The sequence below is a fragment of the Streptomyces sp. NPDC046335 genome (assembly GCF_055587985.1).
The window spans coordinates 288,214-311,697 of the sequence record NZ_JBVJFF010000007.1 but is presented as its reverse complement, the minus strand read 5'-3'; the positions used below and the strand labels follow the sequence as shown (position 1 = coordinate 311,697).

Annotated in this window: 20 protein-coding genes and 2 pseudogenes; 5 read left to right on the top strand and 17 right to left on the bottom strand. The window is 72.3% G+C overall.

What is annotated here, in order from left to right:
* Positions 1-177 precede the first annotated feature (177 nt).
* A pseudogene (locus ACZ6JY_RS19375) lies at positions 178-654 on the bottom strand (cupin domain-containing protein); the annotation flags it as partial.
* An 81-nt stretch (positions 655-735) separates the two neighbouring features.
* Between ACZ6JY_RS19375 and ACZ6JY_RS19370 the strand changes: the two are divergent.
* On the top strand, positions 736-1,587 hold the full coding sequence (locus ACZ6JY_RS19370; protein ID WP_469197204.1) for a LysR family transcriptional regulator: 852 nt from the start codon (positions 736-738) through the stop codon (positions 1,585-1,587).
* Positions 1,588-1,827: 240 nt separating this feature from the next.
* Here ACZ6JY_RS19370 and ACZ6JY_RS19365 read toward each other — a convergent pair whose 3' ends face one another.
* Positions 1,828-2,031 carry a hypothetical protein gene (locus ACZ6JY_RS19365; RefSeq protein WP_469197203.1) on the bottom strand — a complete coding sequence of 68 codons (204 nt, stop codon included), beginning with the start codon at positions 2,029-2,031 and terminating at the stop codon, positions 1,828-1,830.
* Positions 2,032-2,230: 199 nt separating this feature from the next.
* Positions 2,231-2,497, bottom strand: coding sequence for a hypothetical protein (locus tag ACZ6JY_RS19360; protein ID WP_469197202.1), 267 nt, complete (start codon positions 2,495-2,497; stop codon positions 2,231-2,233).
* A gap of 196 nt (positions 2,498-2,693) precedes the next feature.
* Between ACZ6JY_RS19360 and ACZ6JY_RS19355 the strand changes: the two genes are divergently transcribed.
* Complete coding sequence (locus ACZ6JY_RS19355; RefSeq protein ID WP_469197353.1) at positions 2,694-4,106, top strand: serine/threonine-protein kinase; 1,413 nt, start codon at positions 2,694-2,696, stop codon at positions 4,104-4,106.
* 22 nt (positions 4,107-4,128) lie between these two features.
* Here the strand turns inward: ACZ6JY_RS19355 and ACZ6JY_RS19350 are convergent, their stop codons facing one another.
* The 9 genes from ACZ6JY_RS19350 to ACZ6JY_RS19310 all read right to left on the bottom strand — a co-directional run bounded on the left by ACZ6JY_RS19350 (position 4,129) and on the right by ACZ6JY_RS19310 (position 16,514).
* Positions 4,129-4,947 carry a TrmH family RNA methyltransferase gene (locus ACZ6JY_RS19350; protein WP_469197201.1) on the bottom strand — a complete coding sequence of 273 codons (819 nt, stop codon included), beginning with the start codon at positions 4,945-4,947 and terminating at the stop codon, positions 4,129-4,131.
* 109 nt (positions 4,948-5,056) lie between these two features.
* Positions 5,057-6,289, bottom strand: a complete 1,233-nt coding sequence (cobA, locus tag ACZ6JY_RS19345) for a uroporphyrinogen-III C-methyltransferase (protein ID WP_469197200.1) — start codon at positions 6,287-6,289, stop codon at positions 5,057-5,059.
* Between the two features lie 160 nt (positions 6,290-6,449).
* Positions 6,450-10,418 (bottom strand): nicotinate-nucleotide--dimethylbenzimidazole phosphoribosyltransferase, encoded by a 3,969-nt coding sequence (gene cobT, locus ACZ6JY_RS19340; RefSeq protein WP_469197199.1) that lies wholly within the window; start codon positions 10,416-10,418, stop codon positions 6,450-6,452.
* A 359-nt stretch (positions 10,419-10,777) separates the two neighbouring features.
* Positions 10,778-11,992 (bottom strand): precorrin-6y C5,15-methyltransferase (decarboxylating) subunit CbiE, encoded by a 1,215-nt coding sequence (gene cbiE, locus ACZ6JY_RS19335; protein ID WP_469197198.1) that lies wholly within the window; start codon positions 11,990-11,992, stop codon positions 10,778-10,780.
* A 139-nt stretch (positions 11,993-12,131) separates the two neighbouring features.
* Positions 12,132-12,815, bottom strand: coding sequence for a GNAT family N-acetyltransferase (locus ACZ6JY_RS19330; protein WP_469197352.1), 684 nt, complete (start codon positions 12,813-12,815; stop codon positions 12,132-12,134).
* 152 nt (positions 12,816-12,967) lie between these two features.
* Entirely contained in the window at positions 12,968-13,798 is an 831-nt protein-coding gene (locus ACZ6JY_RS19325; RefSeq protein WP_469197197.1) for a MetQ/NlpA family ABC transporter substrate-binding protein, read from the bottom strand.
* Positions 13,799-13,800: 2 nt separating this feature from the next.
* Positions 13,801-14,640 (bottom strand): MetQ/NlpA family ABC transporter substrate-binding protein, encoded by an 840-nt coding sequence (locus ACZ6JY_RS19320; protein ID WP_469197196.1) that lies wholly within the window; start codon positions 14,638-14,640, stop codon positions 13,801-13,803.
* 72 nt (positions 14,641-14,712) lie between these two features.
* A complete protein-coding gene (locus ACZ6JY_RS19315) occupies positions 14,713-15,459 on the bottom strand; it encodes a methionine ABC transporter permease (RefSeq protein WP_469197195.1) in 747 nt (248 codons plus the stop codon).
* Positions 15,456-16,514, bottom strand: a complete 1,059-nt coding sequence (locus ACZ6JY_RS19310) for a methionine ABC transporter ATP-binding protein (RefSeq protein ID WP_469197194.1) — start codon at positions 16,512-16,514, stop codon at positions 15,456-15,458. The genes ACZ6JY_RS19315 and ACZ6JY_RS19310 overlap by 4 nt, the downstream gene beginning before the upstream one ends.
* A gap of 647 nt (positions 16,515-17,161) precedes the next feature.
* Here ACZ6JY_RS19310 and ACZ6JY_RS19305 point away from each other — a divergent pair.
* A complete protein-coding gene (locus ACZ6JY_RS19305; RefSeq protein ID WP_469197193.1) occupies positions 17,162-17,521 on the top strand; it encodes a hypothetical protein in 360 nt (119 codons plus the stop codon).
* Between the two features lies 1 nt (position 17,522).
* Positions 17,523-17,957, top strand: a complete 435-nt coding sequence (locus ACZ6JY_RS19300; protein WP_469197351.1) for a hypothetical protein — start codon at positions 17,523-17,525, stop codon at positions 17,955-17,957.
* Here the strand turns inward: ACZ6JY_RS19300 and ACZ6JY_RS19295 are convergent.
* The 3 genes and pseudogenes from ACZ6JY_RS19295 to ACZ6JY_RS19285 form a co-directional block, all read right to left on the bottom strand.
* Positions 17,944-18,447: a GNAT family N-acetyltransferase gene (locus tag ACZ6JY_RS19295; RefSeq protein ID WP_469197350.1), complete on the bottom strand. Its 504-nt coding sequence runs from the start codon at positions 18,445-18,447 to the stop codon at positions 17,944-17,946. The genes ACZ6JY_RS19300 and ACZ6JY_RS19295 overlap by 14 nt on opposite strands.
* Positions 18,448-18,510: 63 nt before the next feature.
* Positions 18,511-19,011 (bottom strand): annotated as a pseudogene (locus tag ACZ6JY_RS19290) (sigma-70 family RNA polymerase sigma factor); the annotation flags it as partial.
* Between the two features lie 73 nt (positions 19,012-19,084).
* Positions 19,085-20,260 (bottom strand): glycerophosphodiester phosphodiesterase, encoded by a 1,176-nt coding sequence (locus ACZ6JY_RS19285; RefSeq protein WP_469197192.1) that lies wholly within the window; start codon positions 20,258-20,260, stop codon positions 19,085-19,087.
* A gap of 443 nt (positions 20,261-20,703) precedes the next feature.
* Between ACZ6JY_RS19285 and ACZ6JY_RS19280 the strand changes: the two genes are divergently transcribed.
* Entirely contained in the window at positions 20,704-21,324 is a 621-nt protein-coding gene (locus ACZ6JY_RS19280) for a lysophospholipid acyltransferase family protein (RefSeq protein ID WP_469197191.1), read from the top strand.
* Positions 21,325-21,394: 70 nt separating this feature from the next.
* Here ACZ6JY_RS19280 and ACZ6JY_RS19275 read toward each other — a convergent pair whose 3' ends face one another.
* Both ACZ6JY_RS19275 and ACZ6JY_RS19270 read right to left on the bottom strand, forming a co-directional pair.
* Complete coding sequence (locus tag ACZ6JY_RS19275) at positions 21,395-22,933, bottom strand: MFS transporter (protein ID WP_469197190.1); 1,539 nt, start codon at positions 22,931-22,933, stop codon at positions 21,395-21,397.
* Positions 22,930-23,481: a TetR/AcrR family transcriptional regulator gene (locus tag ACZ6JY_RS19270; RefSeq protein ID WP_469197189.1), complete on the bottom strand. Its 552-nt coding sequence runs from the start codon at positions 23,479-23,481 to the stop codon at positions 22,930-22,932. The genes ACZ6JY_RS19275 and ACZ6JY_RS19270 overlap by 4 nt, the downstream gene beginning before the upstream one ends.
* Positions 23,482-23,484 lie beyond the last annotated feature (3 nt).

The window sequence follows — 23,484 nt, the reverse complement described above, 5'->3', positions numbered from 1 at the left end:
CTGGACGGGCTGGACCGGCTGGGCGGGCTGCGCGGACTCGGCAGGCTGGACGGACTAGGACGATTGGGCGCACTGGAAGGACTGGACCGGCTGGGCGGGCTGCGCGGACTCGGCGGACTGGACGGACTGGACGGACTCGGCAGGCTGGGCCGGCTCGTCGGCAGGCTGGACCGGCTGGGCGGGCTCGGTCGCGTAGTGGCTCATTGTGGTGATGCCGGACTGTGGCGTCAGTCGGCCGGCGGCGCGCATGTCCTGGAGGTCCCGGAAGTACTGCACGTACAGGTCGGGGGTGAAGACGCTGAGCATGACGGCAGGGGCATCGGTCACGTTGGCGAAGGTGTGCGGGGCGCCGGGCGGGACCACCACGAGCGTGCCCGGGGTGGCGTCGTGGTCCTCGTCGCCGACGGTGAACCGCACCGTGCCGGAGACGATGTAGAAGCCCTCGTCGTGCTCGGCGTGGCGGTGCTGCGGCGGTCCTGGGGTGTGCGGGGCGAGGACGGATTCGGTGATGCCGAGGCGGTGCCCGGTATGGCTGCCGTCTTCGAGGACGCGCATGCGCGTGGTGCCCAGGTCGATCATCTCGCCGTCGGCGGGTCCGACCACCGATACGGCGGGGTCGGGCTGCGGTGGGCCGGTTCTTGCTTCGTCGGTCATGTTCCCCAGTGCACCGCCGGTGGCCCGCGAGTGTCCAAGACCTGTTCCGCGAGGCCGATACCTGCGGAGTATCGTCGCAGCGTGGAGCTACGGACCCTGCGTTACTTCGTGGCGGTCGCCGAAGAACTCCACTTCGGCCGGGCCGCCACCCGCCTGCACATGAGCCAGCCGCCGCTGAGCCGGGCGATCAAGCGGCTGGAGACGGAAGTCGGGGCTCCGCTGTTCACCCGCTCGCCCGTCGGCGTCACGCTCACCCCGGTGGGCACGGTGCTGCTCGACGAGGCGCGGGCCCTGCTCGGCCAGGCCGACCGCGTCCGCGCACGCGTGAGCGCGGCGGCCCGCGTCACGTCCCTCACCGTCGGCATCCTGGGCGACAGCACCGACGACGGAGCGACGAGGCTGGCCGCCGCGTACCGCCGGAGCCACCCCGGCATCGGCATCCGCGTCCGCGACACGGACCTGACCGACCCGACCTGTGGACTGCGGGCCGGAATTGTCGACGTCGCCCTGACCCGGGCGCCGTTCGACGAGACCGCCCTGTCGGTGCGTGAGCTGCGCAGCGATCCGGTCGGCGTGGTCCTGCGTTCCGACGATCCGCTGGCCCGCCGCCCCCGTCTGCGCCTGGCCGAGCTGGGCGACCGCCACTGGTTCCAGTTCCCGCAGGGGACCGACCCCGCCTGGCAGTCGTACTGGAACGGCGGCGAGCCGCGCGAGGGCCCCGTCGTCCGCGTCGTCCAGGAGTGCCTGCAAGCCGTGCTGTGGAACGGCACCGTCGGCGTGGCCCCGCTCGGCCACGGCCTGCCCGCCGGTCTTGTCGCGGTGCCGCTGGCCGACATGGCGCCGAGCCGGGTTGTGGCGGCATGGAATGAAGGCGACACCAACCCGTTGATCCGGTCCTTCGTCGAGACCGCGACTGCCGCGTACCGCCACTGAGCCACGCCGAGCCACCTGAGCCACGCCGAGCCACGCCTCGTCCGAGCCATCGGGGCCGCCGACCAGCCTCGCTCGCCCCCGATCCCGTAAAACCGTAAAACCGAAGCGGCCCACGCATGGCAATGCCCGCGCAGCTCCCCAGCTGCGCGGGCATTCTGCCGTCCGCCGCACCCCCGTCCCCACGGGGTTTCCTGGCCGGATGTCCCCGCCCGGACCGCTCTTCCGGGCCTGGGGCGCCGCTCAGCGCCCCAGCATCACGCCCACGGACGACGCTTGTGTGACCACTGCTTCCCAGCCGCCGAAGGCGACCACGAGCAGGGCTGCCAGAGGAAGGACCATGGCCGTCGCCACCAGGGGGTGACGCGTGCCGGAGGGCCGGACGCCGAACGCGGAGAACCTGCGACCCCGGGTGCGGATCAAAGTCCGCGGTGCGATGTCCGCCATGGTTCCTCTCCTGACCGATCTCGATGTGGCTCTGGCAGCGACGGGTGCTTGACCTCGGGGGACGAGTGCTGCACCCGCCGCTTGACCTCAAATCTAGGTCCAGGCGGGCCGCGGCACGTCATGCCCTCGTACCGATTGGCGGGCCTCCCCGAGGATGAGCGGCCCGCGCCCGCGTACTCCTCTAGTTGGAGACGGGGACCTAGGACTCAGGGTCTTCCCGTAGAGGACCGGGCTTGGCCTCGGAGACGTCCTCCCTCGGAACCGGCTGCTCCACCAGGGCGAGCACCCGCGTGGCCATGAACCGAGCCGTGCGCACCACCGACCCGCTACGGGTGACTTCGCTCACTTCGACCACTCCCCTGCGCACCGCCGTCTCCACCCGGCGGCCCGCCCGGCTCGCCACCACTTCGTACGTCCGCGTCGTGTCCCCGGCATCCACGACTATCTCCACACGATCACCCTTCACGCGATCAATCCCCCTTCGGCGACGGATGGTTGGAGATCGGGGCAGCATCGACGGCCGTGGCCACCGCGCCCCCTGACCACTCTTCAAGTTTCCCACCCGGCACTGACAATCCGTCGGCCCGCGAGGGCGCGGCCTCTGCACGTGCCCGCCCGTGGAAACGTAAGCTGTGGCTCGTCAAACGGACCGGGTAGCGGGGATGGACATGGCGATGATGCGGCTCCGGCGCGAGGACCCGCGTGTCGTCGGCTCGTTCAGGCTGCACAGGCGCCTGGGCGCCGGCGGCATGGGGGTCGTCTATCTGGGGTCGGACCGCAGAGGGCAGCGCGTCGCCCTGAAGGTGATCCGGCCCGATCTGGCGGAGGATCAGGAGTTCCGTTCGCGGTTCGCGCGGGAGGTCTCGGCCGCCCGGCGGATCAGGGGCGGGTGCACGGCACGGCTCGTCGCCGCCGATCTCGACGCGGACCGGCCGTGGTTCGCCACGCAGTACGTCCCCGGGCCCTCGCTGCACGACAAGGTCGCCGCCGAGGGACCGCTCGCGGCGGCCGACGTGGCCGTGGTCGGTTCGGCGCTCGCCGAAGGCCTGGTGGCCGTGCACGAGGCCGGTGTCGTCCACCGTGACCTCAAGCCGTCGAACATCCTGCTGTCCCCGAAGGGCCCGCGGATCATCGACTTCGGCATCGCCTGGGCCACCGGCGCCTCCACCCTCACCCATGTCGGCACGGCGGTCGGCTCGCCCGGCTTCCTCGCGCCCGAACAGGTCCGCGGCGCCGCCGTCACACCCGCCACCGACGTCTTCGCGCTCGGCGCGACCCTCGCCTACGCGGGCATGGCTGACTCCCCCTTCGGCCACGGCAGCTCCGAGGTCATGCTCTACCGGGTGGTGCACGAGGAGGCGCAGCTCCGGGGCGTGCCGGACTCCCTGGCGCCGCTGATCAGGGCGTGCCTCGCCAAGGACCCGGAGGAGCGGCCGAGCACGTTGCAGCTCTCGCTGCGGCTCAAGGAGATCGCCGCCCGCGAGGCGCAGGGCCTCGGCGATCCGCGCCCGCCGGCGCCGCGCCAGGACCTCGACCGGCCCACGGGCCGGCTCGCCGAGAGCTACGCGGACCAGCACACCCAGCGGCGCTCCCCGCCGGGCACCACTCCCCCGCCGAGGCCGACCGGCCAGCGCAACGGTGCGTCCCGTACGGGCGCCTCCCGTACTGGTGCGTCCCGTACGGGTGCGTCGCGGACCGGGTCCTCCCGTACGGGTGCCTCCCCGCGCACGGGCTCTTCCCGTACCGGCGCGTCGCGCTCCCCCGCGCCCCGCGGCACCTCGCGGCCCGGCAAGAGGCCCGCTCCCCGCGGCGGTACCGGCCGGGCGGGGCCACGCACCACCAGGACCCGGTTGCGCGGGCCCGCCAATCCGCGGCTGCTGCGGCAGCGGCTCACCGTGTTCGTCGTCGTGACGCTGCTCGTGGCGCTCGGCATCGCGGCGGCCCAGGGGTGCCAGGGTCCGGCGCGGAGCATGGGGAGCGGGGACTCTGAGGTGCGCGACCAGACGCGGATCTCGTCCCAGCCGTTGGGCGGCGGCCCGTCGGGCGTCCGGCAGGGTGAATCAGGGGCCCAGTAGGCCCACCGGCTACAGCTCCCGGCTACAGCTCCGGGCGGCCCGTCGCCACCGCGTAGAACGCGACCGCCGCGGCAGCGCCCACGTTGAGCGAGTCCACGCCGTGCGCCATCGGGATGCGGACCCATTCGTCGGCGGCGACCAGGGCCTGCCGGGAGAGGCCTTCGCCCTCGGCGCCGAGCATCAGCGCGACGCGGTCCATGCGGTGGGGCGCCGCCTCGTTCAGGGACCTCGCCTTCTCGTCCGGCGTGAGGGCGAGCAGGTTGAAACCGGCCTCGCGCACCCCGTCCAGGCCCTTCGGCCAGGATTCGAGGCGGGCGTAGGGGACGGAGAAGACCGCGCCCATCGAGACCTTCACCGAGCGGCGGTAGAGCGGGTCCGCGCAGTCCGGGGAGAGCAGGACGGCGTCCATGCCGAGCGCCGCCGCCGAGCGGAAGATGGCCCCGATGTTGGTGTGGTCGTTCACCGCCTCCATGACGACCACGCGGCGGGTGGTGGCGAGCAGTTCGTCGGCCGTGGGCAGCGGCTTGCGCTGCATCGAGGCGAGGGCGCCCCGGTGCACGTGGTAGCCGGTGACCCGCTCGGCGAGCTCCGGGCTCACCGCGTACACGGGCGCCGGGAGTTCGTCGATGACGTCGCGCATGACGTCGACCCACTTGGCCGAGAGCAACATCGAGCGCATCTCGTACCCGGCGTCCTTGGCCCGTCTGATGACCTTCTCGCCCTCCGCGATGAACAGGCCCTCCGCCGGTTCGCGCCTGCGGCGCAGCTCGACGTCGGTCAGGCCGGTGTAGTCGCTCAGGCGGGGGTCGTCGGGGTCGTCGACGGTGATGAGATCAGCCACAGGGTGATACTGCCTTGTCCGGGGTGTGGTGCCAACGGCTGCGGAGGGTGTTCCGTTACCGCTGGTTACGCGAGTGGTTCTCGGGGGTCACGCGAGTGGTCCTCAGGGGTCATCCGAGGGTTTCGGGGCCCACCCGTACGACATCGCCGACGACGATGACGGCCGGGGGCCGCACCTCGTGGACGCGGACCGCTTCGGCGACCGTGGCGAGCGTCGCGTCGACGCGGCGCTGGGCGGCCGTCGTGCCCTCCTGGACGAGGGCGAGCGGGGTCTCGGGCGAGCGGCCGTGGGCGATCAGGGCCTCGGCGATCCTGCCGATCTTGTCGACGCCCATCAGGATCACGATGGTGCCGCGGAGCTTGGCCAGGGCCGCCCAGTCGACCAGGGAGCGCTCGTCGTCCGGGGCCACATGGCCGCTGACCACGGTGAACTCATGGGCGACGCCCCGGTGCGTGACCGGGATGCCCGCGGCCGACGGCACCGAGATCGAGCTGCTGATGCCGGGGACCACCGTGCAGGCGATGCCCGCCTCGGCGAGCGCCTTGGCCTCCTCCATGCCGCGCCCGAAGACGTAGGGGTCGCCGCCCTTGAGCCGGACGACCGCCTTGCCCTGCTTGGCGTGCTCGATCAGCGCGTTGTTGATCGCCTCCTGCGCCATGAAACGGCCGTACGGGATCTTCGCGGCGTCGATGACCTCGACGTGCGGCGGCAGTTCGTCGAGGAGGTCGCGGGGGCCGAGCCGGTCGGCGATGACGACGTCCGCGGCGGCGAGCAGCCGACGGCCGCGGACGGTGATCAGGTCCGGGTCGCCGGGTCCGCCGCCGACGAGCGCCACGCCCGGGGTACGCGTACGCAGATGGGGCGCGACCAGGCTGCCGTCGCGCAGTCCCTCCACCACCGCGTCACGGATGGCGGCGGTGCGGCGCGGGTCGCGGTCGTGGATGTCGCTGGAGAGCACGGCGACGGTGACGCCCTCGGAGCGGCCGGTGGCCGGGGTCCAGGCGGTGGCCGCCTCGGCGTCGTCGGAGCGGACGCACCAGACGCGGTGCGCCTCGGCCTCGGCCGAGGCACGGGTGTTCGCCTCGTCGTCGCTGGTGGCGATCAGGGCGTACCAGGCGTCGCGCAGGTCGCCGTCCTCGTAGCGGCGCCTGGCCCAGGTGATCTCGCCCGTGTCCGCCATCGCCTCGACGGACGGGGTCGCCGAGGGGGATACGAGGAGGACGTCGGCGCCTGCCTTGATCAGGGCCGGCAGGCGGCGCTGGGCCACCTGGCCGCCGCCGAGGACGACGACGCGGCGTCCTGCGAGGCGGAGGCCTACGGGATAGGCGGGGTTCTCGGCCATGGCTCTGGGGCTCCTCGTGCGGGCGGAGTCTTGACGGTGCGGTACCGCTGCGGCGCTGGAGCGGCTGCTTGACGTGCGGGTTCAGTATGGCTGGGGCGGGGCCGGGGGTCTCCCCCAGCCCCGCCCGATGCCGCGATACGGGGGCTTAGCCCCGCTGCGGCTACTTCTCGGTGACGCCCGCCGAGTCGAAGGTGGCCACCTCGTGCATCGCGCGGGCCGCGCTCTGGACGATCGGCAGCGCCAGGAGCGCGCCCGTGCCCTCGCCGAGGCGGAGGTCCAGGTCGACCAGGGGGCGCAGGCCCAGCTTGTTGAGGGCCGCCACGTGGCCGGGCTCCGCGCTGCGGTGGCCCGCGATGCAGGCCGCGAGGACCTCGGGGGCGATGGCGCGGGCCACCAGGGCGGCGGCGCCGGCGCTCACGCCGTCCAGGATCACCGGCGTGCGCAGGGATGCGCCGCCGAGGAGGAGACCCACCATGGCCGCGTGTTCGAGGCCGCCGACGGCCGCGAGGACGCCGATCGGGTCCGCGGGGTCCGGCTGGTGGACGTCGAGGGCACGGCGGACCACCTCGATCTTGCGGGTGTGCATCTCGTCGTTGATGCCGGTGCCGCGGCCGGTGACCTCGGCCGGGTCGGTGTCGGTGTAGACGGAGATCAGGGCCGCGGACGCGGTGGTGTTCGCGATGCCCATCTCGCCGGTGAGCAGCGCCTTGTTGCCCGCCGCCACCAGGTCACGGGCCGTCTCGATGCCCACCTCGATCGCGGCCTTGACCTCTTCGCGGGTCAGGGCGGGGCCCGTCGTCATGTCGGCGGTGCCCGCGCGCACCTTGCGGGGCAGCAGGCCCGGCGTGGCGGGGAGTTCGCAGGCCACGCCCACGTCGATGACGCAGACCTCGGCGCCCACCTGGTTGGCGAAGGCGTTGCAGACCGCGCCGCCGCCGAGGAAGTTGGCGACCATCTGCGCGGTCACCTCCTGGGGCCAGGCGGTGACGCCCTGGGCGTGCACGCCGTGGTCGCCCGCGAAGACCGCGACGGCCGCGGGCTCCGGGATCGGCGGCGGGCACATCCGGGAGAGGCCGGAGAGCTGGGCGGAGATGATCTCCAGCATGCCGAGCGCGCCCGGCGGCTTCGTCATCCGCTTCTGGCGTTCCCAGGCCTCGCCGAGCGCCTTGGCGTCCAGCGGGCGGATGTTGGTGACCGTCTCGGCGAGCAGGTCGTGCGGCTCCTCGCCGGGCAGGGCGCGGCGGCCGTACGTCTCCTCGTGGACGACCCAGGAGAGCGGGCGGCGCTTGGACCAGCCGGCCTGCATCAGCTCGGGCTCGTCGGGGAACTCGTCGACGTAACCCACGCAGAGGTACGCGACCACGTCGAGGTGCTCGGGCAGGCCGAGGGCGCGGACCATCTCGCGCTCGTCGAAGAAGCTGACCCAGCCGACGCCGAGGCCCTCGGCGCGGGCGGCGAGCCAGAGGTTCTCGACGGCGAGCGCCGAGGAGTACGGGGCCATCTGCGGCTGGGTGTGCCGGCCGAGGGTGTGGCGGCCGCCGCGGGTGGGGTCGGCGGTGACGACGATGTTCACCGGGGTGTCGAGGATCGCCTCGATCTTCAGTTCCTTGAACTGCTTGGCGCGGCCCTTGGGCAGGGACTTGGCGTACGCGTCGCGCTGACGCGTGGCCAGGTCGTGCATCGAGCGCCGGGTCTCGGCGGACTTGATGACGACGAAGTCCCAGGGCTGGGAGTGGCCGACCGAGGGCGCGGTGTGCGCGGCCTCCAGGACGCGCAGCAGCACCTCGTGCGGGATCGGGTCGGGGCGGAAGCCGTTGCGGATGTCGCGGCGTTCGCGCATGACGCGCAGGACGGCCTCGCGCTCGGCGTCGTCGTAGCCGGGCGCGGCCGGGCCGGGTGACGGCACGGGCTCGGCGGCTTCCCCGTCGGCGACGGGGGCCTCGGGGAACTCCTGCGCGGCGACGGCCTCGGGGGCCTCGGTCGTCACGGCTGCTGCGGGCGCTTCGGCCTGCTGCGGTACTTCGGCCAGTTCGGTCACTTCAGTCACTTCGTTCGCTTTGATCGGTTCGAACGAGATGACTTCGTCGGCCTCGTCCAACTCTTCGGCCTGGCCCGCCGCCCCCGCGGCGGCCGGGAACTCCACCGGGGCCACGACGGCGGCCACCGGGTCCTGGGCGGGCTCGACGCTCGCTTCGGCTTCGGCTTCGGCTTCGGCCGCGGGCTCGGCACCGTCGCGCGGGGCGGGCACGGTCGCGGCGGGCTGCTGGGCCGCTTCCGGCGCTTCGTCGGCAGCCGCCGAACTCTCCACGGCGACTGCCTCGGGCAGCGGGGCCTGCGCCGGGTCCACGGGCGGTACGAAGGCGGGCCCACCGCCCGACTCCGGCCCCGGCGCGTCGGCCTGGGGCAGGGGGGGCTGCTGGGCCGCGAGCTGCGGGGCGCCGGGCGTGACGGCGGCCTCGGGAGCGGCGGCGGGGTCCGGGGTGGCGGCGGCTTCCGGAGCGGCGGTGGCTTCGGGAGCGGCGGTGGCTTCCGGCGCGGGTTCGGCCTCCGGTACGACTACCGCCTCCGGAGCGGCGACGGCCATCGGCACGGCTGCGGCCTCGAGTGCGGCTCCGGCTTCCGGCACGGGCTCAGCTGCCGGAGCGGCCTCGCCTGCCGAAGCGGGCTCAACTGCCGGAGCGGCAGGAGCCTCGGGAGCAGCAGGAGCCTCAGGAACGGCAATGGCCTCCGGCGTGGCAGCCGCCTCGGGAGCAGCAGGAGCCTCGGCAACGGCAGAAGCCTCAGGAACGGCAGCGGCCTCCGGGGCCGCGAGAGCCTCGGAAACGGCAGGCGCCTCGGGAGCAGCAGCGGCCTCAGGAACCGCAGAAGCCTCAGGAGCGGCAGTGGCCTCCGGGGCCGCGGGATCGGCCTCGGCCTCGGCCTCGGCCTCGGCGGCCACCTCCGCCGACGGCACGGCGACCGGCTGCGGCACGGCGACGGGCTGCGGGGGCGTCGGCGCGAGGTGGGGCGTGGTCGGCACGGTGCCGTCGACCGGCACGAACTCGCCGATCGGCATGGCCGCCTGGGCGCCGCCGAGAGAACCCTCCACGGGCGCGTACGAGTCCTGCGGGGCGTGCGGGACCTCGGCCGGGTGGCCGCCGTCCTGCGCGAAGCCCGGCTGTACGCCGAACCCGTCGGCCTGCGTGGCCGGGGCGAAACCGGTCTCCTCGGGCGGAGCCTGGGCGCTCTCCCACGGCTGTGCCGATGCGACGGCGAACGCGGGCTGCCCGACGCCGGGCGCCGGCTCCCCCGCCGCCGGGAACGACCCGACGCCCTGGGGCGGCGCGCCCTGGACGGCGTACGAGGCCTGTGTGACCTCCGGGGCCTGTGTGACTTCCGGGGCCTGCGGGACTTCCGGGGCCCCTGGGACGACCGTTTCTCCTGCCGCGGCAGGGGCTACGGCATCCGCCACGACAGGGGCCACAGAAGCGTCCTCACCCTGCGGCTGAACCCCCTGCACCGCCGACGGCTCCGGAGCCCCCCAAGGCTCCCCTCCCTGCGGCGGAATCTCGCCGAGCTGCGGCCCGGGCAGGGCGGCGTCGTCACGCGGGATGTCGAGGTACTCGGGACCGATCGTCGGCGGTCCCGCGTGGCGCGACGGCGTCGGCGTCGGCGCGGCGTGCTGCGCCCCCGCGGGGCCCCGGTCGGCGAGCGAACGCACCGGCCCCGCCGTGGCGTCGGGCACCGCGGGTCCGGTCGGGCCGTGGTGGAGCGGGCGGCGGGCGGTACCCGGGTGGGACGCGGCGGACGCGGCGGCGGGCATCCGGACGCCGTTCAGGTCGACCGAGCCGCTGTCCCTGCCGGACGTCTCGTGCGGGCCGGGAACGTGAGCCGCCTGGGGGCGGCCCTGCGCGGAACCGTGCGCCGCCTGCTGCGCCTCGCTCCAGGCGCCCTGGGCGCCCGGCATGAACAGCAGGTCGTCGTCATCGGCGGTGGACGCGGAGGGGTCGGCCGGGGCCGTGAACGGATACGCACCCGGTGCGGGAACGCCCGGCTGCTGCGCCCCCATGCCCTGCACGGGCCCGGTAGGTACACCGTTGCCTGCGCCCTCCGGCAGCCCCTCGCCCGGGACCTGGCCGGTGTCGGTCATGCGTAACCCCTCGCCCATCGGTTAGTGCTTCTTCGACCGCCCCGCCGCCTTCGGCCGGGGAGGCCCCATTGCCCGGAGCGGCGCACCAACCGCCCGTCATCCTCAACGAGCGTGTGCGCCGAGCGGCACGAACCGCTTGCCGGACAAGAGGTATTGTCCCGGTCGGTCCGCCGTCGTGGCAGCGTGATCGGCCACGGTCCGCTGTGGACTGCGCCACGTTGCGCGTCCTCCGGTGCTGCGCCGTACCACACGCTTCCCCCAATACGGGTGGATTTTCCGGACCTCGACCAACGGACTGCCGGACACCCGGGTGCGGTACAACGATCGGCCAGCCTACCCCGCGCCATCCCGCGCCAGAGTCACGGGGAACGGTCCTGAAGACGCCCCGTGAGCAGGAACGCAACGGTCCGTTTCTCCTCCCGCCAGGCCCGTGTGTCGAGCTCCACGGACTGCAGCAGGGCGCACTCCACGCCGTACCCGTGTTCGCTCAGATCCCTGCCGATGAGTTCGGCGGCGTCGCGTGTCGCGGCGTGCGTCACGATGCGCTCCGGGCGGCGGTCGGCGACCGCGGAGACGACAGCGGCTCCTCCGCCCCCCACCCGTACGACGTCGGGTTCGGGCAGGTCCTCCAGGATGTGCGGCGCGACGCCGTGCACGGTCTGCGCCTGGACCCCGAAGCGGCGTACGGCCGCGGTGGTGCGGCCGAGGGCGTCGGCGTCCCTGTCGACGGCGATCACGGCGGCGCCGAAGCGGGCCGCCTCCGCGGTGAAGGCGCCGCTGCCGCAGCCGATGTCCCAGACGAGGTCGCCCACGCGCGGCCCCGTGCGGGCGAGCTGGGCGGCCCGCAGCCGGTCGTTCTCCCCCTCGCCGAGCCAGACGTCACCGCCGTACTCGGCGGCGGGCAGTGCCCAGCCGCGCGGCGAGGTGGCCGGTTCGCGCCCGGCGATCCAGCCGGTGTCGGGCGAGGCGGGGGCGCCGCCGATGACGATGACGACGTTCGGGTCGCGCCAGGCGTGGTCGGCGGCCTTGTCCGAGGTGACCACGGAGACCCGTTCGCGGGCGGTGCCGAGCTCCTCGCAGATCACGAAGGTGCGGTGGACGCCTTCGAGGAGCAGGCCGAGTTCGGCGGGGCCCGCTCCCGGCGAGGTGAGGACGGCGACCTTGGAGTGGGCCCGGCAGACGTTCACGGCGCGGCGCAGGGTGCGGCGGTGGGCGACCACGACCTCCGCGTCGTCCCAGGGCATGCCCGCGCGGGCGAATGCCTGGGCAACGGAGGAGACGGCGGGCACCACTTCGACCTCCAGGCCGAACTCGGGGTCGCGCAGGGTGCGTACGACACCGAAGAAGCCGGGGTCGCCGTCGGCGAGGACCACGGCGGTGCCGCGGTGGGCGGCGACGCGACGGGCGGCGAGACTCACGCTGCCCAGGCGGATCCGCTCCGCACGGGCGGGGACCTCGTCCAGAGCCAGGTGGTGGCCGGCGCCCGCCACGAGCGTGGCGGCGCTGAGCGCGGAGCGTGCCGCGCCGGTCAGCGGCGTACCGTCCCAGCCGATCACCGTGACCCGGTCGGCCATCGTCGTCTGTCTCCTGGGTTCTCGCGGGTCGTGTGGCGGGGCGGTGGACGCTGGGTGCGACCGCGCACGCGGCCAGGGCGAGCGTACCTGCTGCGCGACGCGTGCGGCGGGTGGCCGGCGTGCGCCGGAAGTGCCCTGTTCAGTTCCAGTCGGAGAAGGCGGAGAAGCCGCTCTGGGCGAGGCTCTCGGAGACGCCTTCGAGGTCTTCGGGGAGCAGGCTCCACACGATGAGGTCGGTGCGCACGTCGAGCCAGCCGCCGAAGGGGTCGCCGCCGTTTCTGACGCGCGCTATCCACGCGCCGCGCAGGACGCCCTCGCTGATGCAGCCGATCTTCTGCGCGACCTGCTGGGCGGCGGTGTTGTCGGCGGCGGTGCGCAGCTCGATGCGTTCGAACCCGCGGTCGTGGAAGAGCCATTGGGCGGCGGCAAGCGCGGCCTCGGACGCGTAGCCCTCGCCGCGGGCCCAGGGGGCGACGACGTAGTTCAGCTCCGTCGAGCGCACCCGCCAGTCGGTGGCGCGGAGTTGGATGATGCCCACAAGGCGCTGGGTGAGGAACTCGGTGACGGCGAGGACTATGCCGCGGCCCTCGGTGCGCTCGGCGGGGGCGAGGCGGGTGATCCAGGTGCGCGCGTGGGCCTCGGTGTAGGGCTCGGGCACGGAGGTCCAGGCCGTGACGAGTTCGTCGTTCATCATCTCCGCGTACGCGGGGACGTCCGCCTCTTCGAGGGGACGCAGCATCAGCCGCTCCGTGCTGATGGAGATGTCGGGGAACACCGGAATCGCGGAGGAGCCCGAGGAGGCTGTTGTCATGCGCCGCTCCATAACCGTCATAGACCTCGAGGACCTTCGCCTTCAGGCCTTCCGAAGTGCCCAGCATGCAGCATGCACGGGCCCAGACGCACCACGGGGTCCTCTCCTTCGCCGGGAGAGGACCCCGTGGCCGTGGTGCCGACGTCCCGCGCGCGGGACGCCGTTCAGCGCGCCGCGACGGGCAGGACGGAACCCTTGTACTTGTCCTCGATGAACTTCTTCACCTCGGGCGACGTGAGCAGTTTCGCCAGCTTCGCGATCCGCGGGTCGTCCTGCTCGCCCTTCTTGGCGGCGAGGACGTTGTTGTAGGGATTGCCCTTCGGGGACTCAAGGAGGATGGCGTCCTCCTTGGGGCTGAGCCCGGCGTCGAGCGCGTAGTTGTTGTTGATGACCGCCGCGTCGAGGTCGTCGAGCGAGCGCGGGAGCTGCGCCGGATCGAGCGACTTGATGTCCAGCTTCTTCGGGTTGGACGTGATGTCCCCGGGCGTGGCAGCGCCGCCGACGCCCTTCTTGAGCCCGATGACGCCCCGGGAGGCGAGGAGCTGGAGCGCGCGGCCCTCGTTGGTCGTGTCGTTGGGGACGGCCACGGTCGCGCCGGGGCGGAGCGCGCGCACGTCCTTGGTCTTCTTCGCGTACACGCCCATGGGAGGCAGGTACACCTCGGTCACGGGCACCAGGTCCGTCTTCTTGGACTCGTTGAAGTCCTTGAGGTACGGGGCGTGCTGGTACAGGTTGGCGTCGAGGGAGCCCTCCTGGAGCGCGGTGTTCGGCGTGACGTAGTCGGTGAACTCCGTGATCTTCAGGTCGAGCCCCGCCTTCGCCGCGAGGTTGTCCTTGATGTACGTGAGGACTTCGCCGGCCGGGGTCGGGGTGGCCCCGACGACGAGTGTGTCGCCGGAGCCGCCCGAGCCGCTGTCCGAGCCGGCGCCGCAGGCGGTGAGGCCCAGCGTGAGGGCCAGGGAACCGGCCGCGGCGGCGGCGAGGGACGTACGCATGATCAGAACGCCGCGACGACGGCGCCGTCGTACTTGTCGTCGATGAACTTCTTGACCTCGGGCGAGGTGAGGAGCTTGGCGAGCTTCTTCACGCGCGGGTCGTCCTCGTCGCCCTTCTTGACGGCGAGGAAGTTGCCGTAGGGGTTGCCCTTGGCCTTCTCGGCGACGAGGGCGTCCTTGGCGGGGCTGAGCGCGGGCTTCGCCTCCAGGGCGTAGTTGCCGTTGATCACCGCGGCGTCGACGTCACCCAGGCTGCGCGGCAGCGTGGGGGCTTCGAGCTCCTTGAACTTGAGGTTCTTGGGGTTCTTCGCGATGTCCTTGGGGGTGGCCTCGTAGCCGACGCCCTTCTTGAGCTCGATGAGCCCGTTGTCCGCGAGGAGCTTGAGGGCGCGCGCCTCGTTGGTGGTGTCGTTCGGGACGGCGACGGTGGAGCCGTTCTTCAGGTCGCCGAGCTTCTTGAGGCTCTTGGAGTACACGCCGAGCGGCTCCAGGTGAACCGTGGCTCCCTCGACGGGCACGATGTCCGTGCCGTTCTTCTTGTTGAAGTCATCGAGGTACGGCTTGTGCTGGAAGTAGTTGGCGAAGACCTCGCCCTGCTGGACGGCGGTGTTCGGGGTGACGTAGTCCGTGAACTCCCTGACCTCCAGGTCGAGGCCCGCCTTCTCGGCGAGGTTCTTCTGGACGTACGACAGGATCTCGCCCTGCGGCGTCGGGGTGGCGGCGACGATGAGCGGGCCGTTCTTGTCGCCGGCGGATCCCTTGTCGGAGCCGCAGGCGGAGAGCCCGAGGGTGAGGGCTCCGGCGGCGAGGACGGCGGTGGTGATCTTGGTGGTGTTACGCACGAAAAGTGCCTTTCTCCATGGGTGGTGCGGCCCCGCTGGGTGGGCGGGGAAGACTGCGGGGGGGGAGCCCGGTCAGCCGGTCTTGGTGGTCGTCTCGGCGGCGGCGGTGCCGGGCAGCGCGCCGCGCAGCGGCCGGAAGAGCAGCAGCGGGGCCGAGCCGCCGCCGCGCTTATGCAGCCTGCGGGCGGTGTAGTCGCCCACGAACTGGATGATCGAGATGACCACGGCGAGGATCGCCACGGTGATCCACATCAGCTCGGTCTCGAAGCGCTGGTAGCCGTAGCGCAGCGCGAGGTCGCCGAGGCCGCCGCCGCCGACCGTGCCCGCCATGGCGGAGTAGCCGATGAGCGCGACGATGGTGGTGGTGGCGCCGGAGATCAGCGAGGGCAGCGACTCGGGGACGAGCACCTTGCGTACGACGGTCCAGGTGGAGCCGCCCATCGACTGCACGGCCTCGACGAGCCCGCCGTCGACCTCACGGATCGAGGTCTCCACCAGGCGCGCGAAGAACGGGATGGCGCCGACGGCCAGCGGCACGAGGGCGGCCTCGCGGCCGATGGTGGTGCCGGTGATCCAGCGGGTGAAGCCCATCAGGGCCACCATCAGGATGATGAAGGGCATCGAGCGGGCGATGTTCACGATCTGCCCGATGACCTTGTTGAGCACGGCGTTCTGGAGGAGCGCGCCGCGCTCGGTGAGGACGAGCAGGACGCCGAGCGGCAGTCCGGCGACGACGGCTATGAGCGTCGACCAGCCCACCATGTAGAGGGTGTCCCAACAGGCCTGCTCCAGCAGGGGCCGCATCTCCGACCAGGTCATTTGGCACCTTCCTTGACCAGCAGCGTCTCGTTCCGGGGAGTGGGCACGGGATCCTCGCCCGCGATGTCGACCTGGAGGCCCTGCTCGCGCAGGAAGCCGATCGGGACGACGTTGTCCTCGAAGCGGCCGGGCAGCTCGATGCGCATCCGGCCGACCTGCTTGCCCGCGACGGTGTCCATCGCGGCGCCCAGGATCGAGATGTCGATGTTGTACGTGCGGGAGAGCTGGGAGATGACCGGCCGGGTCGCGGCTTCGCCGTGGAAGGTCACGTCGACGACGGTGCGGTCCTCGCCCGTGGTGTCGCCGCTGACCGGGAAGAGCGCGGCGGCCAGCTCGGAGCCGGGTGTCGCGAGCAGCTCGCTGACCGTGCCGGACTCGATGATCCGGCCGCTCTCCATGAGCGCGGCGGAGTCGCAGACGCTCTTGACGACGTCCATCTCGTGGGTGATGAGCAGGACGGTCAGGCCGAGCTGCTGGTTGAGGTCGCGCAGGAGCCGCAGGATGGAGCGGGTGGTCTCGGGGTCGAGGGCGCTGGTGGCCTCGTCGGAGAGCAGCACCTTCGGGTCGCCGGCGAGCGCGCGGGCGATGCCGACGCGCTGCTTCTGGCCGCCGGAGAGCTGCGCCGGGTAGGACCGGGCCTTGTCGGCGAGGCCGACCAGGTCGAGCAGGTCGAGGGCCTTGCGGGAGCGCGCCTGTCCTGAGAGGCCGAGGATTTCCAGCGGCAGCTCGATGTTGTCCTGCACGGTCCGTGAGGACAGCAGGTTGAAGTGCTGGAAGACCATGCCGACGCGGCTGCGGGCCCGGCGCAGTTCCTTGCCCGCGCGGGGGCCGCGGCCTGCGAGGGCGGTGAGGTCCTGGCCGGCGACGGTCACGGTGCCGGAGGTGGGGCGCTCCAGGAGGTTGACGCAGCGGATCAGGGAGGACTTGCCGGCGCCGGACTGGCCGATGACGCCGTACACCTCACCCTCGCGGACGTGCAGGTCGACTCCGTCGAGGGCGGTTACTTCACGACCGCGTGAGCGGTAGACCTTGGTGAGGCCGGAAGTGGTGATCACAGGGGATTCCGTCACTGTCGAGTGCGCGGCGCGGGTGTGGCCGGGCACGGGGCATTCGTTCGGAACGCGGCACGGTTCTCGCGGTGGCGATGTGAACCGGAGGACGTGTGCGCGGGGCCGGCTCGCTTCCCGCGTCGGTACGGACTCACGTCGCGTACGTCGTGCGGGGGCGCGGCACAGCGGCTTCGCTTCGGGGCGCGAGGCTCAGAGGTGGTGTGGGGGCCCTCAGAAGGCGCACATTCGACACATACAACGAGCACCGGGCGTCATCGTCGCCTCGGTCGCAAGGGTGCGGCTGCTCGTCGTGGTCATGGGCCCAAGTAAAACACGCGTGAGACGCCCGGCCGCCACCGTTGTCCGGAATGCGGACAGCGGTGGGACGGGCACGGCCGACGGGCGCGGGGTGGCCGTCCGGCGGGCGTGATCCTTCCGCCCTCCGCCGTGGCCTGCGCCGATACGGCGGAGAGGTCCTGGCCGACGGCATCGGCCGGGAGCGCCGGCGCGCCGTGCGTTGTGGTCAACGCCACGGCCTTCATCCCCGGCGGGCCGCAGCGGGCCTCGGCCCGGATCTCGCCGGCCGCCGGGCCCGCGGGAGCACCCCGGGGGCACGCGCATCGGGTCAAAGGGCCCGTAATAAAGTCACGGGCATGCTTGTTGCCCTGACGATCGCGACCGCCGTGGCCGCGCTCGCCCTCGCCGCCTGGTGCGGTTTCGCCGCCTACCGCGACCAGCCGACCAAGGACTGGCACTTCATCGGCATGGGCGTGGTGACCCTCCTCGCGCTGGTCCAGATGGTCGTCGGCATCGTCCAGCTCGCCCGCGGGCAGGACCCGGAGCAGGGCACGACGATCTTCGTGGCGTACCTGCTCGGCTCCTTCGCCTGCGTCCCCGCGGCGGGCTTCATGTCCCTGGCCGAACGCACCCGCTGGGGCTCCACGACGGTCGCCGCGGGCGGCGTGGTCCTCGCCGTGCTCGAAGTGCGGCTCTACGACATCTGGGGTGGCTGAGATGACCGTGACCGAGCCCGAGGAGAACGGGACGCCCGCGAGCCGGGGACAGAAGCTGATCACCGGCCCCGGCATCCTACTGCTGTGGCTGTACGGCGTGATGGTCGTCGGCGCGGTGTCGCGCTCCGCCGTGCAGATCTCCACGGACTTCGACAAGGCCCCGCTCGCGTACTCGCTCTCCGCGGTCGCGGGCCTCGTCTACGGCTTCATCACGTACTCGCTGGTGCGCGGCGGGGACATGGCCCGCAGGGCGGCGCTGGTGTGCTGCGCCGCCGAGCTGGTCGGCGTCCTGGCCGTCGGCACCTGGACCCTCGTGGAACCCTCGGCCTTCCCCGACGCCACGGTCTGGTCGGACTTCGGGATGGGCTACCTGTTCATCCCGGTGATCCTGCCGGTGACGGCGATCTTCTGGCTGCGGAGGGCTACGCGCTGGTGACGAAGGCGTCGGCCCGGACATCCTTGGCGAGCGTGATCCGGGTGAGCCGCTCGTTCACGTACTGCGTGCTCACGGGCGCGTACCCGTGCTTCCGGTAGAGCTGGAGGTTCTGCTCGCTCCGGTGACCGGACAGGAGCTGGAAGCACTTCGCGGCGCCCGCCGCACCCAGGCGTTGCTCGACCGCGTCGAGAAGCCGCCCGCCGAGGCCGTGCCGCTGCATCCGGGGGTGGACGATCAGCTTGCCGATCCGCGCCGTGCCGTCGGCGTCGACCACGCCGCGCACGGACGCCACCACCTCGTCCCCGAGGCGGGCCACGAGCACGGTCCCCGAGGTCAGCTCGGCCTTGATGGAGTCGAGTGTCTGGGTCAGCGGCTCGATCGAGTAGTCGCCGTAGAGCTCCGCCTCGCTCTGGTAGCAGAGGTACTGGAGTTTGAGGATCTGTTCGGCGTCCGCTTCGGCCGCCGCCGAGATGGTCACGCTCATGCCCATGTGTGCATGCCTCCCGCTCACCTGCTCCACCGGTTGTCTACCGCTCCCTTCCCCACGGGCCGGAGACGCAACCTCTGCCGCCAGCATTCTGCGCAGGCATCCCAGGCATCGGGAACGTTCCGGCCCCAGACTCCCCTGTGACATTCCCAACGCTCCTGCGATTTCCCGGTAGGTGAGGTCCTGGGGGGACAGGAGCGCGGCCATGAGGCCGGGGCAGCGGCCGGGCAGTCTGCGGACCGCGGCGTGCAGGGCGGCGCGCCGGTCGGCCGTCAGGGCACGGTCCTCGGGGCCGCGCCGTAGGTCGTCGGCGGGCTCGGCCGCGTAGGCGGTCTCCTGCCGGGCGGTACGCCGACTGCGGCGCGCCTCGGCCTGGACGGTGCCACGCAGCCACAGCGCGGGATCGGCGGGCGGCCCCTCGGCGGCGAGCCGCTCAAGGAGCCGCAGCCACACCGTCTGCTCCAGGTCACCGGGGTCGGTGCCCGAACCGAGGGTCTCCGCGGACGCCTCGGCGGCGAGCAGCGGCCGCAGGGCGGGGATGAGCGCGGGCAGGGCCTCGTACGTCATGCACGGCGGGACGCGCCGCCCCGGGACGGAGTTTCCGGAGCGGCGCGCTCTCACCCCAAACGGGGCCCGGCGGTCAGTCGTTGACGAAGTCCGCGGCCGCAAGGAGCGCGGTGTCGCAGTTGTCGGAGAAGATGCCGTCGATGCCCGTCGCGAAGTAGGCCTTGAAGGCGCCGAAGGCGTCGCCGTAGGCGGCCGGGTCGGTGCCCTTCCTGAAGTTCGCGGGCAGGAAGGTGTTCTCGTTGCGCATCGTGTACGGGTGCAGGATCAGACCGGCGGCGTGCGCGTCCTTGACGAGCCCGGTCGGGGTGCCGAGGCTGCCGTCGCTCTTGCGCGGGATGACCAGGTCGAGGGTCGGGCCGATGCCCTGCGCGTAGCCCGCCATCCACCGCAGGCCCTTGGGTGTGATCAGGTCGGCGACGGTGCGCGGGTCGCCCGCCTCCACGAAGTCCCAGGGGCGCGAGCTCGCACCCGAAAGGAGCACGACACGCGGCGCGGAGACCATCTTGGCCAGGCGCTGGATGCTGCTGGGCTCGAAGGACTGGAGGAAGTTCGGCGAGTTCTTCTTGTGCCGGCCGTAGCGGCGCAGCAGCTTGACGAGCGGCTCCTCGAGGCCGAGACCCAGCTTGCGGAAGTACGTGGGGTGCTTGGTCTCTATGTGCAGCCAGATCTCCTTGCCCCGCTTGCGGCCCTCCTTCTCGGCCCACCGGAAGACCTCCTCCAGGGTGGGCACCTCCCAGCGGCCGTCGTAGAGGGTGTTGCGCTGGCGCGTGCCCGGGATGCGCTCCTTGGCGCGCAGGGTCTTCAGCTCGGCGAGCGTGAAGTCCTCGGTGAACCAGCCGGTGAGCGAGGCGCCGTCCACGGACTTCGTGGTCTTGCGGGAGGCGAACTCCGGGTGCGCCGCGACATCGGTCGTCGCGGTGATGTCGTTCTCGTGACGGCATACGAGATGGCCGTCCTTGGTGGGCACGATGTCCTGCTCGATGACGTGCGCGCCCATGTCCAGGGCGAGCTGGTAGGCGCCGAGCGTGTGCTCGGGCCGGTAGCCGCTGGTGCCCCGGTGCGCGACGACGGTCGGCTTCGGCAGGCTCTTGTAGCCTCTGCCGCCGCCGTGCCCGTGCCGTGACTCCGCTCTCGCCACGCCGGGCAGTCCCATGGCGGCGGTCCCCGCGCCGAGAACCGCCGCCCCCAGTACCGCGCGCCGACCCCGGTTCGTCCCCGGCTGCTGCTGACCCGAATCCTGCGTCGCCATTGGCGCTCCTCCCGATGTACCGCTGCCTTGCACCTGACAAAGCGGGACCGATCGTAGATCGCCGGGAGTGGCCAATGGGAGACCCTGGACGGAACGTCAGGATGACGCGGCATGGCGAATGGGCGCACCATGAGGGGGCAGCGGGTGTGAAACGTCCGCTACGCAGAGAGAAGTGTGTGCGTGACAAGGACCACTGCTTCGGGCCACACCCGTCCCACGGGGATACCGTCGTCGCCAAGGCCACGTTCCCGGGCGGCGTCGCGCGGAGCCGGGTCAACCCTGCGTATCGGGGGCGTGCACCCGATGTGCAAGAGGCCGCAACCCGCGAGTACCGTACTCACCTGCACTTACCCGTCGCTTACTGCGCCGACCCGTTGACCCCGGAGGGCTCGTTGTCCCGTCTAGCGCTCATCAAGGCAGTGCTCGGACCGATCTTGCGCCTGATGTTCCGTCCACGGGTCGAGGGCGCCGCGAACATCCCCGGGACCGGCCCGGTCATCCTGGCCGGAAACCACCTGACGTTCATCGACTCGATGATCCTGCCGCTCGTGGCCAACCGTCCGGTGTACTTCATCGGCAAGGACGAGTACGTCACGGGCAAGGGCCTCAAGGGCCGCCTCATGGCGTGGTTCTTCACGGGCGTCGGCATGATCCCGGTGGACCGCGACGGTGGCCGCGGCGGTGTGGCCGCGCTGATGACGGGGCGGCGCGTCCTCGACGACGGCAAGGTCTTCGGCATCTACCCCGAGGGCACGCGCTCCCCCGACGGCCGGCTCTACCGGGGCCGTACGGGCATCGCCCGGCTGACCCTGATGACCGGCGCGCCCGTCGTCCCCTTCGCGATGATCGGCACGGACAAGCTCCAGCCCGGCGGCAAGGGTGTGCCGCGGCCCGGCAAGGTGACGGTGCGCTTCGGCGAGGCGATGGAGTTCTCCCGGTACGACGGGATGGACCGCGACCGCTACGTGCTGCGGGCCGTGACGGACTCCGTGATGACGGAGGTCATGCTGCTGTCCGGCCAGGAGTACGTGGACATGTACGCCACGAAGGCCAAGGCGGCGTAGCCCCGTCAGGGGCGCGGGAACTGCGCGACCAGCCACGATCGGCCCGCGGTCGGGACGACGCCGCGAGCGCTCAGTGCTCGACGCCCTCCTCCAGTTTCTGGCCCTTCAGCAGGAACCACGCCACCACGGCCGTGGCCAGCAGGACCGCCGCCCCCACGCCGGAGGCCAGGCGGAGGCCGTCCACGAAGGACGTCTGCGCCGCGTGCAGGAGTGCTTCCGCCTCGTGGGCCGGAAGGTCCTGCGTCGATTCGACCGCGCCGCCCAGTGACTCGTGGGCGGCCGACGCCACCTCCGGCGGGGTGCCCGGCGGGGCCGTGAAGCCGCGGTAGACGCCCGTCACGATGGAGCCGAGCAGGGCGATGCCCAGGGCCGCGCCCAGTTCGTACGCCGTCTCCGAGACCGCGGAGGCCGCGCCCGCCTGCTCCTTGGGCACGCTGGAGAGGATCACGTCGGCGGTCACGGTGAACGAGAAGCCCGCGCCGATGCCGACCACCAGCAGCGAGGCGCCGAGCAGCGGATAGCCGGTGTGCTGGCTCAGCCCCGTGAGCACGGCGAGCGAGAGCCCCACCGCGGCGAGCCCGCCCGCGACCACGATGCGTACGGAGAACCGCCGGGCCACCACGCCCGCGATCAGCCCCGCGGCCACCGCCCCCGCCGCGGCGGGCAGTTCCGCGAGGCCCGCCTCGAACGGCCGCCTGCCCTGCACGAGTTGCAGGAACTGGGAGAGGAAGAAGACCAGGCCGGAGAGGCCGAGCACGGTCAGCAGGTCGGCGAGTACCGCTCCGGAGAAGCCGCGGTGGCTGAAGAGCCGCATGTCCAGGAGCGGCGCGCTCAGCGTGAGCTGACGGCGGACGAACCAGGTCAGCGCGCCGGCGCCGATCACCGCGGCGGCCCCGGCGTCCCAGCGGAGCCCGTGTGCCGCCGCCTCCTTGATGGCGTACACGACGGCGATCATGCCGACCAGCGAGAGCAGGACGCTCAGCAGGTCCCAGGGGCCGGGCGCCGGGTTCTTCGACTCGGGCAGCAGCTTGATGCCGACGAGGACGAGGACCGCCATCACCGGCAGGTTGATGAGGAAGACCGAGCCCCACCAGAAGTGTTCGAGCAGGAAGCCGCCGACGACGGGACCCACGGCCGCCCCCGCCGACGCCATGGCGCCCCAGATGCCGACCGCGAGGCTCCGCTCACGCGGGTCGTGGAAGATGTTGCGGATCAGCGCGAGCGTGGACGGCATCAGGGTCGCGCCCGCGACGCCGAGCAGCGCACGGGCCAGGATCATCAGCTCGGGGCTCGTGGCGTAGGAGTTGAGGACGGACACCGCGCCGAAGGCCACCGCTCCGCAGAGCAGCATCTTCTTTCGGCCGATCCGGTCGCCGAGGCTGCCCATGGAGACGAGCAGGCCCGCGATGACGAAGGAGTAGACGTCGCCGATCCACAGGAGCTGTGTGCCCGAGGGCTTGAGGTCCTCGCTGATGTACGGCGTCGCCAGGCCGAGCACGGTCGCGTCGACGGCGACCAGGAGTACGGCCAGGACGAGCACGGCGAGCGCGAGCCAGCGGGCCACGCCGCGCTCCGCGTCCGTCCTGCCGGTCTCCTTGATGCTGGTCATGAGTCCACTCTCCGCTGCGCGCCGCCGATCAGCAGCTCGGCGATCATGTACGAGAAGTCCTTGGCGGCCACCCGGCCGTCCTGCACGGCCCAGGCACCGGAGCCGATGAGGCCGTAGAACGCCTCGGTGAGCCAGGCGGGTGTCAGGTCGATGCGGAACTCCCCGTTCTCCTGGCCGCGGCGGAAGAGGGCGGCCAGACGGGCGTCGATGTGGGCCCAGCCGTCGTGCTGGGCGTCGCCCTCGAAGAGCTGGTTCTCCGTGTACAGGAACGCGAGGAGCCCGGCGGCCGGCTCGATCTCCTTCACCAGGCGCCGCAGGGCGTCCCGCGCGCCGCCCTCGTCGAGCGCGGCACGGTCGAGAGCGGCCTCGCACTCCAGCAGGCCCAGCTCCTCCAGGGCGCGTACGAGCGCGTCGCGGCCGGCGAAGTGCCGGTGCAGGGTGGCCCTGCTGATGCCCGCGGCACGGGCGACCTCGTCCATGGTGGAGGTGGCCTTGCGGGTGAGCAGGGCGGCGGCGCCGCGCAGGACCTGATCGCGATCGACAGACATGAG